General features: G+C 67.7%; 17 protein-coding genes. All 17 read right to left on the minus strand.

Features of this window, described 5'->3' with window-relative positions; translation table 11 throughout:
- On the minus strand, window positions 1-891 hold an 891-nt coding region (locus L6D77_RS26525), incomplete at its 3' end, for a CsgG/HfaB family protein (RefSeq protein WP_236170212.1).
- Window positions 892-926: 35 nt separating this feature from the next.
- Window positions 927-1,346, minus strand: a complete 420-nt coding sequence (locus tag L6D77_RS26530; RefSeq protein ID WP_232884449.1) for a curli assembly protein CsgF — start codon at window positions 1,344-1,346, stop codon at window positions 927-929.
- A complete protein-coding gene (csgE, locus tag L6D77_RS26535) occupies window positions 1,343-1,732 on the minus strand; it encodes a curli production assembly/transport protein CsgE (protein WP_232884448.1) in 390 nt (129 codons plus the stop codon). The genes L6D77_RS26530 and csgE overlap by 4 nt, the downstream gene beginning before the upstream one ends.
- Window positions 1,729-2,250 (minus strand): type II secretion system protein, encoded by a 522-nt coding sequence (locus L6D77_RS26540; RefSeq protein ID WP_236170213.1) that lies wholly within the window; start codon window positions 2,248-2,250, stop codon window positions 1,729-1,731. Before L6D77_RS26540 ends, csgE begins: the two co-directional genes overlap by 4 nt.
- On the minus strand, window positions 2,225-2,599 hold the full coding sequence (locus L6D77_RS26545; protein WP_232884446.1) for a type II secretion system protein: 375 nt from the start codon (window positions 2,597-2,599) through the stop codon (window positions 2,225-2,227). Before L6D77_RS26545 ends, L6D77_RS26540 begins: the two co-directional genes overlap by 26 nt.
- 5 nt (window positions 2,600-2,604) lie before the next feature.
- Complete coding sequence (locus L6D77_RS26550) at window positions 2,605-3,078, minus strand: type II secretion system protein (RefSeq protein WP_232884445.1); 474 nt, start codon at window positions 3,076-3,078, stop codon at window positions 2,605-2,607.
- Window positions 3,075-4,937, minus strand: coding sequence for a secretin N-terminal domain-containing protein (locus L6D77_RS26555; protein ID WP_232884444.1), 1,863 nt, complete (start codon window positions 4,935-4,937; stop codon window positions 3,075-3,077). The genes L6D77_RS26550 and L6D77_RS26555 overlap by 4 nt, the downstream gene beginning before the upstream one ends.
- Window positions 4,934-5,440 carry a hypothetical protein gene (locus tag L6D77_RS26560; RefSeq protein ID WP_236170214.1) on the minus strand — a complete coding sequence of 169 codons (507 nt, stop codon included), beginning with the start codon at window positions 5,438-5,440 and terminating at the stop codon, window positions 4,934-4,936. The genes L6D77_RS26555 and L6D77_RS26560 overlap by 4 nt, the downstream gene beginning before the upstream one ends.
- A complete protein-coding gene (pilO, locus tag L6D77_RS26565) occupies window positions 5,440-5,991 on the minus strand; it encodes a type 4a pilus biogenesis protein PilO (protein WP_232884442.1) in 552 nt (183 codons plus the stop codon). Before pilO ends, L6D77_RS26560 begins: the two co-directional genes overlap by 1 nt.
- Complete coding sequence (locus L6D77_RS26570; protein ID WP_232884441.1) at window positions 5,978-6,520, minus strand: PilN domain-containing protein; 543 nt, start codon at window positions 6,518-6,520, stop codon at window positions 5,978-5,980. Before L6D77_RS26570 ends, pilO begins: the two co-directional genes overlap by 14 nt.
- 1 nt (window position 6,521) lies before the next feature.
- Window positions 6,522-7,304, minus strand: a complete 783-nt coding sequence (locus L6D77_RS26575; RefSeq protein ID WP_232884440.1) for a hypothetical protein — start codon at window positions 7,302-7,304, stop codon at window positions 6,522-6,524.
- Window positions 7,285-8,988 carry a GspE/PulE family protein gene (locus tag L6D77_RS26580; protein WP_373870647.1) on the minus strand — a complete coding sequence of 568 codons (1,704 nt, stop codon included), beginning with the start codon at window positions 8,986-8,988 and terminating at the stop codon, window positions 7,285-7,287. Before L6D77_RS26580 ends, L6D77_RS26575 begins: the two co-directional genes overlap by 20 nt.
- 132 nt (window positions 8,989-9,120) lie before the next feature.
- On the minus strand, window positions 9,121-9,654 hold the full coding sequence (locus tag L6D77_RS26585) for a response regulator (RefSeq protein WP_232884438.1): 534 nt from the start codon (window positions 9,652-9,654) through the stop codon (window positions 9,121-9,123).
- A gap of 238 nt (window positions 9,655-9,892) precedes the next feature.
- Window positions 9,893-10,534 (minus strand): SurA N-terminal domain-containing protein, encoded by a 642-nt coding sequence (locus L6D77_RS26590; RefSeq protein WP_232884437.1) that lies wholly within the window; start codon window positions 10,532-10,534, stop codon window positions 9,893-9,895.
- A gap of 12 nt (window positions 10,535-10,546) precedes the next feature.
- Entirely contained in the window at window positions 10,547-12,034 is a 1,488-nt protein-coding gene (locus L6D77_RS26595) for an ABC transporter substrate-binding protein (RefSeq protein ID WP_232884436.1), read from the minus strand.
- Window positions 12,035-12,204: 170 nt separating this feature from the next.
- Window positions 12,205-12,867 (minus strand): SCO family protein, encoded by a 663-nt coding sequence (locus L6D77_RS26600; protein ID WP_232884435.1) that lies wholly within the window; start codon window positions 12,865-12,867, stop codon window positions 12,205-12,207.
- A partial coding sequence (locus tag L6D77_RS26605; RefSeq protein ID WP_236170215.1) for an SCO family protein occupies window positions 12,864-13,227 on the minus strand: 364 nt, incomplete at its 5' end. The genes L6D77_RS26605 and L6D77_RS26600, both read right to left, overlap by 4 nt.

A 13,227-nucleotide genomic window follows, 5' to 3' on the forward strand; every position in this document is an offset into this window, starting at 1 on the left:
CAGCTGCGCCCCCGCAGCTGAGCCTGCTGTCGCCCCCTCCCCCCCGTCAGGCTTCTGATACTGGCTCAAATACTTATCCACCACCGCCGAATCGCCCGCCTCGGCCACCTGCCACAACCGCCGCTCGATCCCCTGCGCCAGCAAATGCCCCACCGCCGCCTCGATCGCCGACAACACACACAACTGCGCCGGCTCATTAGTGGTGTACCCCACCTCCGCCTCCAGCAATTTCTTGAACTCGATGAACTTGAACACCCCCGCACTGCGCCCGACCGAGTAGATGGTCTTGCTGGTCATCACGTTCGCCAGCACCTGCCCCGAGCGCACATCCACCGCCCGCAGGTTCACGGTCACCTGGTCCACCCGGTACTCACGCGAGATGTCGATGCCCAGGTAACGCGCCCCCTCGCCCCCGCTGCGCACGTTGGTGTCGTAGGCGATGATGCCGCCTTCGAGCATCAGGTTGGCCGCCTGCAGCGGCGGCAGCTCGGCCTGGATGTTCTCCGGCACATCGGCCTTCTTCTGCGAGGCGCGGATGATCTTGCGCTCGGTCAGCAGGTTCTGCAGCCCTTCACGCTCCAGCACCACGAACCAGCCACTGGCATTGAGCGCATCCATCAGCATGCTCGCCGCCCCCTGGGTGACGCTGGTGGAGAACGAGCTGGCCGGGGTCGGCTTGTACTGCCCGGTCTGGTCGCGAAAGCCATACACCACCGCCATCAACCGGCCCCGCGGGCGCGGCATGTTGAGCAAGTCGTAGTAGGTCGAAGCCCGCGGTGTCAGGGTCGGGGTTTCGGAATCCTGTTCGGCCGGCATCGGTTCGCGCAGGCCGCAGCCTTGCAGGCCAGACAGGGCGGTGATCAACAGCAGCGTGCTCAGCAGACGTTTCATGGTTGTGCTCTCCCCGCAATAAAGACCCGTCCCTCTCAGGGGTTCAGGCCGCTCACCTGGATGAACGAGATCTCGCCAGTGGCGCGGTCGGTGACCCTGATGCTCAAGGCCCCGGCGTTGTCGATGACGTCGATCAGGAAGGCGTCGGTGGACATGCTGCCGGTGTTGCCGTTACTGATGTTGTCCAGCAACTGGCCGAGCATGCGTGACTCCAGCTGGTTGGTGAACCGCTCCAGTGCCGAGGTGCCGGTGAAGGCGCTGCTGCGGTCCTTCAGGTCCGGGTCGTCATAGTCGTTCTGCGCCTGGGCATTGTTGAGCAGCCAGGTGCCGTTCAACGGGTTGCCACCGAAAGCCGGGTTGACCGGGGTGTACACCAGTTCCGTGGCCAGCGCCTGGCAACCGATGCCGGCAGCCAGCAGGCAGGCGGCGACGCGTCGCGTTGTGTACTTGCTCATAGCTCGTCCCTCTCCAGATCGGTGGTGTCCTGCAGCAGCCGTTGCAATTTGCGCTGGATAATCTGCTGCCTGACCAGGTCGGCGGCCTCTTTGGCCTCCTCGGTGAGTTGCGTGGTGTTGGGTGGCAGAAAGCGCCGGTACACCACTTCGCGTTCGAACTCCACGGTCACCAGGCTGCCCCAGCGGGCATCCGGGCGTTCGCGCACCACCAGGTTGAAGTCCAGACGGCTGGTGGCGCGCAGGCGGTCGGCGAAGTAGTAGTAAAAGTCGTGGCCGATGTGCGAGATGGTGTTGTCGACGATGAAGCCTTTCATCTCGTCTTCTTCGTTGGCCCAAGCCTGCAGCAGCACCAGGCACAGGCCGACAATCAGCAGCGCGCGGTTCATGGCGCGTCTCCCTGGCCGGCATGCTGGCGGCCCCCGGCGGCGCTTTCGGCAAAGGCCTGCTCGGCGACGAACTGCCAGTCGCTGTAATGCTCCAGCCCTTCGAAGGCACTCCACAGCGCATCGAAACCACTGCGTTTGAGCGGCATGGCCTCGGAGCGGCTGTACACCCCGGTGATACGCCCGTCGACAGCGCGCATCAGGCCCCAGTCCTCACCGCCACCGACCGGGTCGGGGTAGAGCCTGCGGATATGCCGCAGCGGTGCCGGGAAGCGGTTGTCTTCAAGCAGCTCGGCCAGTTCCTGCGGGTACTGGGCCAGGCCCGGCGAGGCACGGTAATAACTGCGCAGCGCCTGGGCGTACTGCCCGCCCACCCACAGCAACTGGCGTTCGCGCTCACGCTGGGCGCTGGTGGCCCACAAGGTGCCGGTGGCGGCCAGGGCAATGCTGCTCACGGCAATCAGCAACAGCACGCCCAGGTAGGTGAAGCCGGCTTCACCATTCGGCATAGAGGCTGCCATCGCGCGCCCTCCCTGAGGCTCCGCTCTTGATATCCGCCACCCCGCCGGCCACACCCTCGGGCGGCGGCACCAGCTGCCAGCTGTCGCGCCGTTCGCTGATCGGGTCCAGCGGGGTGTTGCGCAGGTAACGTTGCTCCACCAACTGGTCGAGCGAGTCCGGGTAGTGCCCGGTGTCGCCGTAGTAGTGGTCCAGGGCCTCGCGCAGCACCGCCAGGCTCTGGCGCAGGGTGGCCTCGCGCGAGGCGTCGAGGCTGTTGAAGTAGCGCGGCATGGCGATGGTCATCAGGGTGGCGATGATCGCCATCACCACCAGCAGTTCGATCAGGGTGAAGCCTTTGCTGGTTTTCATCGGCGTCACCATTGCCCGTACGGGATGTTGTTGAGGCCTTTGCCGCGGGCCTTGGAGTACACATCGAAGACGTCCTGGCCTTCACGGGGGTTGTCCGCGCTGCTGTCGTAGGCGCGCAGGCCCCAGCCACCGGCGTCGTCGGCCTTGGCCGCCAGCAGCGGGTCGTGGGGGATGCGCCGCAGGAAGTAGAACTTGGCGCCCTTGGCGCTGCGCACATCGCGCACGCCCTCCACCAGCACCTGCAGGTTCGGCGGGTAGCCGCTGCCGTCCAGGCGCTTCTCGATGTAGCCGGCGTCGAAGGCGCGCTTGTAGGCGTCGATGGCGTCGCGGATCTGGTACAGCGCCTCGCGCAGCTGCTGCTCCTTGCCACGGCGCACCAGGGTCTCGGTCAGGGGCGCGGCCATGCTGGCGAGCAGCCCGAGCAGCGCCAGGGTCAGCACCACCTCGATCAGGCTGAAGCCCTGCTGGCGGCGTTTCATGGCCGTGGCACCACGTGGGCCGGGACCACGGCCATCTGGCCCTGGGCGGCGGGTTCTTCGCCCGAATCGGTCGGCAGCGCCTCGCTCGGCACCGGCTGCGCCAGCTGGCGCACCTGCAGGCTGGACTCGGTACCGGTGGCGAACTCCATGTCCGACGGGCTCTGGTACGGCAGGTTGCGCACGATGCGCGGGGTGATCGCCAGCACCAGCTCCGACTTGCTCATGTCGTCCTTGTTGCTGCCGAACAGCCGGCCCAGGCCGGGGATGTCGCCAAGGCCGGGGATCTTGTTGCCGCTGGCGTTGTGGTCGTTGCGCACCAGCCCGGCCAGCACCTGGGTTTCGCCGTCGTGCAGGCGCAGGCTGGTCTGGGCGTTGCGGGTGTCGACCTGGACCGGGATGGTGCCCTGGCGGGTCGCCTCCAGTGGCGTGGCGTTGCTCACCTCCAGCGCCACCTTGATCGCCACCTCGTTGTTCAGGTGCACGGTGGGCTGCACTTCAAGCTTCAGACCCACATCCAGGTAGGTGACGCTCTCGGTGATCACCGGCCCCTGGGTGGACGGCACCGAGGTGGCGCTGATGATCGGCACCCGCTGGCCGATGTGGATGCGCGCCTGCTCGCGGTTGCTCACCCGGATCACCGGGCTGGCCAGGGTATTGATGTCCTTGTCCTGGGCGTTGATCTTGGCCTGCGGCGCCGGCGAGATGCTGATGCGGCTGGAGTCGATGCCACGCAGCTGGTCGAGCACGCTGACCGGCTTGCCGTCGTTGCTCAGCACGCCGAAGGTGTTCGGCCATTGCAGGCCCAGGTCGAGGATGCGCGAGGTGGCCACTTCCATCACCTCCACCTCCAGCACCACCTCGGGGTTGGACTGGTCCTGGGACTGCAGCAGCTTCTCGGCCATGCGTATGGCATCGGGGGTGTCGCGCATGGTCAGGGTGTTGAGGCGTTCGTCTACGAACACATCGCGGGTCTTGAGCATGGTCTTGACCATGTTCAGCGCGGTGTTGGCGTCGATGCTGGTGAGGTAGAAGGTGCGCATCACCAGCTCTTGGTAATCCTTGGTCTTCTGCGGCGAGTCGGGGTACAGCAACAGGGTGTTGTCGTTGACGATCTTCTGGCGCAGCTGGTTCTGCTCCAGCAGCAGGGCCACGGCGTCCTCGATGCGCACGTCGCGCACGAAGATGGTGGCCTTCATGTCCGGGCGCAGGTCCTTGTCGAAGATGAAGTTGATCCCGGCCACCTGGGCCAGCACCTCGAAGATGGTCTTCAGGTTGGCGTCGCGAAACTCCAGGGTGACCGGGCGCTCCAGCTTGCTGCGCAGTTGCGGGTAAGGCGTGGCGGTACGGGCCTGGACGTTCTCGATGTCGCTGCGCAGGGCCATGCCCTTCTGGTTCTGCGGGTCCAGGCGCAGCACTTCGCGCATGTAGCGCTCGGCGCCGAACAGGTCGCCCTGGCGCAGCGCCGCCTGGCCCAGGGCCACGCGCTCGTCGAGGGTGCGAATCAGCTCCAGTTGGCGGATGCCTTCCTGGGCGCGGCGGTTGTTCGGCTCGATGGTCAGCACCCGGCCATAGCCCATGCGGGCGCCGGCGAAGTCATGGCGGATGCGGTCGCTGTCGGCCTGGGTCAGCAGCGCCTCGACCGCCGCCTGGCGGCCATGGGCCAGGGCGATGTTCAGCTCGGTGTCGCGCGGGTCCTCGCGCAGGGCTTCTTCCAGGCGGGCGATGCCGGCCTCGTACTGGCCCTCCTTCATCAGCTCGGCGCTGTCCTTGCGTACACCGCTTGAGCCACATCCCGCGATGGCCACGCACAGGGCCAGCAACATGAACGGAGCAGGCTTGCACAACTTCGAAGGCTTCATGGTGCGCTCCCGACAGACAGGGTCTGTGACTGGTGCAGTGGCAGGTAGACCAGGCTCAGCTCGGTGGCCGAGACCCGGTCGAGGCGGTAGGTGTCTTCGATCACGTCGCCCTGGCGCACGACGTAGAGTTTCTCGCCGTTCTGCAGGAACACCTGCAGGTCGTCACGGTCACCCAACCGGCCGACGAACTGGAACGGCAGCGTCGGGGCGGTGGGGGCCACCACCACAGGGGCGGCGACCACGGGTTGTTCGGTGACGGTGGCCAGGGCTTGCGGGGCGGTCCATTGCTGGGCTGGGAACAGATCTCTGGAAGCCTGTGCCGACGCCATCGCTGGCAAGCCAGCTCCCACAGGCTCTGTAGGCGCCGCGCCCCCTGTGGGAGCCGGCTTGCCGGCGATCGGGGCCACCTCGCCTTCCTCGCCGAACCAATGCCCCGGCGCCCACGCCAGTGCCGCGCTCAAGCCCAGGAACCCACCCCACATCACCGCACGCTGAATATTCATCACGACCTCGACAGGTAAAGGGTCATGCGGACCCGGCCGTTGAGTTCACGGTCGCCGATACGCTTGCGTTGCAGCTCCAGGTCCTCCAGCACCACGGTCGGCAGCTGGGCCAGCAGCGCCTTGAGGAAGCCGCGGATCTGCGGGTAGCTGCCGCGCACCGGCAGGACGATCTGGTAGCGCGCCAGCTGGGTTTTCGGGTCCACGCCCAGGGCGTACTCGCCGCGTGCCAGGCTGATGCGTTCGGCGCTGGCCAGGTGATACAGGCGCTCGATCAGCTCGCTGGCCTGGGGTTGGCCGGGCAACTGCTGGCGCAGGTCGTCGAGCACCTGTTGTTCGGGCTTGGCCTGCACTTTCAGCTCGCCACGCTCCAGGCGTTTGACCTGGGCGCTGGCGTCGGCCTCGCTGGCGCGCAGTTCGCGCACCGTTTGCCACTGCGGCAGCACACCCGCCAGCGCCACGGCCAGCGCCAGCACGGCCACCAGTACCGCCGCCAGGCCGACCCGGCCCAGGCGCAAGGCCGCTTCGTGAAGAATCAGGCTAGGGACGCGCATGGCCGGTCTCCCAGGTGGCGGTGAGGTTGAAACGCACCGGATGCTCGGCCTGCCCCGCCACCACTTCGTGGTTGAGCAACGACACGTCGCTCAGTTCGTCGCTGCGCTCCAGGCGCTGGTGGTACTGCAGCATGGCTTCGAGGTTGCGGGCTTCGGCGCTGATGCGTACCTGTCCCTTGCGCGCATCCGGGGTGAGGCTGAGCAGCGCCACGTCTTCCTGGGGCATGGCCTCGAGCATGGCGAACAGCTGCTGCCAGGGCCGTTGCAGTTGCTGCGAAACGCTGCGCATCTGTGCCAGGCGCTCGGCCTGCTCGCGGATCACCGCATTGCTCTGTGGTGCGGCGGTGGCCGGACGGCGGCCGAGCTTGAGTTCCAGCTGGTGCACGCGGGCCTCCAGCTCGACTTGCTCGCCCACCAGCTGCTGCTGGGCCAGTACCATGACCGCCAGCACGGCGCCGGCCAGGGCCAGCAGCGACCAGGCCAGCGGGCCACTGTGGCGGGGTTGGAATTCCAGTTCGAGGCGGCGCATGTCAGGCCACCGCCCGCCACATGGCGCACAGCGGGTCGGCCTCGCTGGCCACCCCGCACAGCTGCACCGCGGCGATCGTCGAGGCCACCTGGCGCCCCGGCGCATGCAAGTACACCTGTGGAGGTTGCGCGCCATACAACTCGCAGGTGCGCTCGATCAGCGCCTGCAAGGCCTGATCGGTGTCGGCGCAGCCTTGCGCCAGCACCTGCTGCCAGGCGCCGTCGGCGGCCAGCAGCAGCACGCTGCGGCGTGGTTCGGCGAGGACGAACAGGAAGTCGCCCTGGGCCAGCTGCGCCGCGCAGCGGTTGTAGGCGGCCATCAGGTACGGCTGCACCGAGCGCAGGCTCAGGCGGTAGTCCCGGCCGAGGTCCTGCAAGCCTTGCAGCAGTGCCTCGGGCAGCGCCGTGGCAATACGCGCGGCACCGGCCGGCTCCGGCGACAGCACGATGCGCCAGTCGTCCAGCACCTGGCCGTAGAGGTTCTCGAAGCACGCCCGGGCGTAGGCGTCCAGCTCACGCGGGGTGCCGATGGCAGCGCTCCAGGGCACCAGGCAGAAGCGGCTGAAGCGCGCCGACAGCAACACCCGCAATGGCGCACTGCGCACCTGGTGCTCGGCCAGCAGCTCGCCCAGGGCATGCAGCGCGGCGGCCCAGGCCGGCTGCGCGGCGTCGCAGCTGAAGGCGCGGCTGCCCAGCCAAGGCTGTTGATGACCGTGCCAGCAACCCAGGCCGACACCTTCAGCGCCGAGCACGGCGCAATACCGATCAGCTGATGAATGTGACACGGTTGATCTCCTCGAGGGTGGTGCGGCCGGTGCGGACCAGGTCCAGGGCCGAGGCGCGCAACAGGCGCAGGCCACGCTGGCAGGCCAGCTGCTTGATCTGCGAGAGCGGGCGGCGTTCGACGATCAGCTGGCGCAGGTCGTCGTCCAGGTGCAGCAGTTCGGCGATGGCGCTGCGCCCGCGGTAGCCGCTGCCGCGGCACTGGCCGCAGCCCTGGGCGCGCACGAACTGCCAGCCGGCCACGCCTTCGCGGCTCAGCCCGGAGGCGGCGAGCAATGCGTCGTCGGCCTCGCAGGGCACCGCGCAGTGGGTGCAGGCCAGGCGCACCAGGCGCTGGGCCAGCACGGCGTTGAGCGCCGAAACGAAGCTGTAGGGGTCGACCTGCATCTGGCTGAAGCGGCCGATCACGTCGAACACGTTGTTGGCGTGGATGGTGGTGAACACCAGGTGGCCGGTGAGCGCCGACTGCACGGCGATCTGCGCGGTGTCCGGGTCGCGGATCTCGCCCACCAGGATCTTGTCCGGGTCGTGGCGCAGGATCGAACGCAGGCCGCGGGCGAAGGTCAGGCCTTTCTTTTCGTTGACCGGGATCTGCAGTACCCCCGGCAGCTGGTACTCGACCGGGTCCTCGATGGTGATGATCTTGTCCACGCCATGGTTGATCTCGCTGAGCATGGCGTACAGCGTGGTGGTCTTGCCGCTGCCGGTGGGGCCGGTGACCAGGATCATCCCGTAGGGCTCGGCGGCCAGCCGGCGCAGGGCGCGCAGGGTGTGTTCCTCGAAGCCCAGGGCCTGCAGCTGCACGCCGCTGACCTTGTCGGACAGGTCCTGCTTGTCGAGCACCCGCAGCACCGCGTCCTCACCGAAGATGCTCGGCATGATCGACACCCGGAAGTCGATCTGCCGCTCGCCGATGGCCACCTTGAAACGGCCGTCCTGGGGCACGCGCTTTTCGCCGATGTCCAGCTCGGCCATCACCTTGATGCGCGAGATCACTTGTTCGGCGAAGGCATTGCCACTGGCCTTGCCGGCGCCGTTGAGCACGCCGTCGATGCGGTACTTGATGGTCAGGCCCTGGCCGGTCATGCCTAGGTGAATGTCGCTGGCGTGCTGCTTGAGGGCATCGTAGAGGGTCGAGTTGACCAGCTTGACCACCCGGCTCTGGTCCTCGCTGATGCTGGTCAGCGACAGCCGTTGCAGGGTGTCGGCCTCGCTGCCGGCCTCGACTTCATGGTCGAGCGAGTCGACGGCGTGGAAGCTCTCTTCGTGGCGGGCGAGGAACGCGGCCAGGTCGGCGGCGTGCACCAGGTAAAGCGGCGCGCCCTGCAGGCAGTCGTCGATCCAGGCCAGGCGGGCACTGTCGAAGGGGTCGGCGAACACACCGATCAACTCACCCTGGTGTTCGACCAGGGCGAATTCGCGTTTCAGGCACTGGGCCAGGCTGACCCGCTCAAAGGCCGGGGCGCAGGCGAACAGGGCCTGGGTACCCAGCAGTGGGTAATGCAGGGTGGCGGCCAGGCGTTGGGTGAAGGTGGCGGGGGTATCGCCGGCCAGGCGTTCCAGGCAGGCCAGCAGGCGCTCCTCGCCGGACTGGGTGCGGGCCTGGGCCAGCAGGTCGCGGGGATAGCCGCAGGCTTGTGCTGTCAGGGCTGGCCCATTCGCGGGTAAACCCGATCCCGCAGGCATCGCGGCGTGTCGGGCCACTGTGGGAGCGGGTTCACCCGCGAATGGGCCGGCACAGACTGAATCAAGGGCTTCGGACATGGCCTGCAACTCCGCTCAGGGGCGGCGCCGCAGGCGGGTGGGCCCTGGGCGCCGCTATTCCCCGGTCAGCAGTTGCTCGTCGTCAGGTTTGGGGGGCTTGGCACCGTTACGTCGGCGGTCGGCCAGCACCCAGCTGCCATCGTACAACTGCAAGGGGAACGCATCGTTCCTGTTCTGGCGTCGTTCGACGAACCCTTCGGCGGGTGAATCCGTGGCCCTGCGCTGGCGCTCGATGCCCATCAGGTCGAAGATCGCGCGGGCCAGTTCCATCAGCGGGAACGGCTTGAACAGCACATGGCTCACACCCAGTTCGGCGGCCCGCTCACGCACCTCGACGGTGGGGTGGGCGGTGATCAGCACAAAGTGGCATTGCCTGTTGCTGCGCACGCTCTGCAGAACCTGAAACCCCTCCATGTCGGGCAAGCGGTAATCCAGCACAATCACGTCCGGCGCCACCTTCTCGGCCTGTTCGATACCACTGGCACCGTCATGGGCGAGATGGACCTCCAGGCCTTGCGCCTGCAAATACGCCTGCAGGTTCTGCGCAAGGGTCTGTTCGTCATCGACTACCAATACTCTGTTCACCAAGGTCCACTCCCATGAACTGCCCGGTTTCCCGGTCTGCGAAGTGCGGCCTTGTAGAGGCTTGAGCAGGCTTCGTGCCAGGCATGAAGGGCTGTTGCGCGAATCGATTAAAGCATTGATTTTGTTCAGTATCTTTTACGTGATCCGGGCGTGCGTGCAGGTGCTTCCCCACAACCGGGGACGCTGATGGCACTTTGCCTTGCGGGGTTCCCCCACTAGTGGGGAATTGCCCGTCACCGCCTCAGTCGGGGCGCTCCACTGTAGCGGATTCGCGCAAACGTTGGCGCACCGATTGCCGCGCCTGGGCCTGCAATTGCGCGACGAGCGCGTCCCTGGCCAGGCGTTGGCCCTGTTCGGGTAAGACAGACGTATTATCACTTTGGTTCTGCATTCCTTGCAGCAAGTGCCGATTGGCCTGGTGGAAGGCCGCGACGTCGGCAGCGGTGGGTTCCTCGACCGCGGTCAGCTGGGCGAATGCCTGCTGCGCGGCCAGTTCATGTCGAGTGTAGTCAGCGAAGCCCGGGCGATCGAAGCCGGCCTCCTGCAGGCGCCGCTCGAACACGGCCGGGCTGCCGAACGCCGCTTCCAGCTGGGCAATGTACGCGCCAACCTGCTGGTCGTCGATGACGATACCCAGACGCCCCGCTTCCTGCCACAGCAACTCTTTGTCGATCAGCTCGTCCAGGGCCTGTTCGCGCAGGCGCTGGTACAGGTTGGGGTTGCGGATGCTGGCCACGGCCCGGCCCTGGGCAATCAGGTATTCGCTGAAGTAGCGCTCCAGGCGCAGCACACTGATCTGCACGCCATTGACCCGCGCCGCCGGCGCATCGGCCTGGCTGGTCGAGGCCAGCAGCAACAGCAGCCACATCATCAGGGTTCGCATGGCAACCTCCGTTCAAGGGGTGTCCGGTATGGCGCGGTACGCCGCCACTTCTTGGAAACCTGGGCCCGGCAGGCTTACCGCCACCACATGGGCGCCGGCCAGCCCTTGGCGTCGCCCCGGGCCGAAGCCCAAGGCCGGGGTCAGGCCGGTGTTCACGTCATGCAGTTGCTCCAGAGCGTTGACCAGTCGCTCGCGGCTGGCATCGCGGCCCACCTGCCTGAGCGCCTCGACCAGCAGGCGCCAGGCGCACAGCGTGTTGACCTGCAGCGCGGCCTGGCGCGCCTCCAGGCCCTGGCGTTGCTGCACGCCGGCCAAGGCCGCGCGGCCCTCGGCGGTCCAGTCGCCGGGGACGAAGGGGTAGGCCAGCAACAGCCGCTGCGACCATTGCGCCGACAGGCCCGGCAGGCTGCCGGCCACCTGGGCCGAGGCGGCCAGCAGATAGGGCTGGCGGCCCTGGGCCTGCAGCGCGGCGGCCAACTCGCTGAAGCCCTGGGCGCGGCCGAGGTAGAGGATGCCCTCGCCCGCCACCGCCTGGCCGTCGAAGGCCTGTACCGGGGGTGGCTGCAAGCCCAGCTGGCCCAGGCGTTGATGCAGGGCCGTGGCGGCAGCGGCCTGATCGTCGCCGGCATACACCACCTGCAGCGCATCGGGCGCCAGGCCCAAGGCCTCGCGGGCATGCAACGCCACACTGAGCAACTGTTCGGGCAGACCGGGCAACGGGTCGAACACCTGCGCACTGCCGCCATCGCGTGGCGTGGCGCCGATCATCGGCACACCGGCCTGTGCCAACGCGCGGCTATCGAGCCAGGGCGCCAGCGGTGCGATCAAGGCGAACACCTGCTCTTGAACCAGCAGCGTGTCCAGTGCCTGGGCAGTGCCGGCTGCGTCAAAGCCGGGGTCGGCCGTTATCAATTGCAGGCGCCGGCCATGCAGGCCGCCCTGCTGGTTAAGCTGTTCGATGCCATCCTCCAGCACCGCCCGCACCACCCGCCCGGCTTCGGCCAGCGGGCCGCTCTCCGGCAACAGCGTACCCAGGCGCAGCACGCCCTCCTCCACGCCCGGGTCGCGTTCATCGGCCAGGCGCTTGAGGTACGCGGAGAGATTGCGCTGGTCGGCCAGGCTCAGCTCGAAGCGTGGCATGGCCGGGTCCAGGCGATTGCCGGCCGGGTCGATGCCGGTGCGAATCACCCGCGCCAGGCTGGCGTCGCTGTAGGCCGGGTAACGCCGGCTGTTGGTTTCGCGCTCACCCTGCGCCAGGGCCAGGCGCTGCCAGTCCAGGCTGGGCGGGCGCACGCCGCCTTCGGCGCGGCCGCGGCCATCGTTGCCGTGGCAACTGGCGCAGGGCAGCACGCTGGCCGGCACGCTGATGTCGCTGGCGCCGACCCGGGCCTGCAGCTGGGCGTCGCTGCTGGAGACACCTTCGCGGTACAGGCGTTTGCCGGCTTGTTCGTGGTCGCTGAGTTCGAGGGCCAGGGCCTGGGTGCATAGCAACCACAGCACAAGCCACAGTGCCCCTGTAGGAGCGGCCTTGTGCCGCGATCGGGCGCGCAGCGGCCGCAATGACAGGCTATGCGGTATTTCAGGCAGATCGGCGTCGCCTGATTTACGGCCGCTGCGCGCCCGATCGCGGCACAAGGCCGCTCCTACAGGGATAAGCCAAAACATGGCAATCACCGCCCCGCCAGCGGTTGGGCCAGCAGCTGCATGCGCTGGGCGATGGCGGCGGGCGGTGCGTCGGGGCGGATCTTGCTCCAGCGCTTGCCGGCCACGTCACCGGCGATCAGCTGCGTGGAGTGCTGCTCGGGGCTGGGCAGGAACTGCCCCAGGCGCCCCAGTACCAGGTCGACGCTGGCCTTGTCACCCGTGAGGAACAGCCAGTTCGGCCCATCCACGCCCTGCTTCTGGGCGAACGCCTTGAGCACCTCGGGGGTGTCGTTGAGCGGGTCGCTGCTGACCGAGACGAAGGTCACCTGCCCGGCCAACTCGGGCCCCATGGCCTCGCGCACCTCGCGCAGCTTGCGGGTGATCAGCGGGCAGGCGTCGTTGCAGTGGGTGAAGATCACGTTGAGCATCACCACCTTGTCCTTCAACACGTCGCTGTAGAAGCGCAGCTCGCGGCCGTTCTGGTCCTTGAGCACCGTGTCGGTGAACCAGGTCTGCGCATCACGGGTGCCGCCACCGCTCACCATGGGCTGCGGTGCCGGCTGCGGCGTCGGCGCCGGTGCATGGCCCTCGTGGGCGAACGCCACCGAGGCGAGGATCCACAGGCAGGCCCCCAGCACCACCCAGTCGAAGCCGCGCATGCTGGCGCGGCGTGTGCTCAGGCTGCTCATGGCTGCACCTCTTTGCCGGCGATCGCCGTGCTCTTGGCATGTACCCGCCGCGCACTCAGGCGGTTGACCTCGGTGATCAGCACATTGGGGTCGGTGAAGCCGTAGAAGCGCGTCCAGTGCCCGCTGCGCCCGTCACCCACCAGGATCAATGGCGGGTGCTCGCTGAGGTTGGCGCTGAAACTGCCCAGCCCCTTGAGCGTCTCGGTAATGGCGTAGGGCGAGCCGGTCAGCCAGCTCCAGCCCGGGCCACGCTGGAACGCCTTGGCGTAGTCGGCCAGGCGTTTGGCGTCGTCGCGCTGGGGGTCGACGCTGATCGACACCAGGCGGATCTCCTCGCCCACCCGCCCGCCCAGCTGCTGC

Origin of the sequence: Pseudomonas parasichuanensis (assembly GCF_021601385.1) — a bacterium.
Classification (GTDB): Bacteria; Pseudomonadota; Gammaproteobacteria; order Pseudomonadales; family Pseudomonadaceae; genus Aquipseudomonas; species Aquipseudomonas parasichuanensis.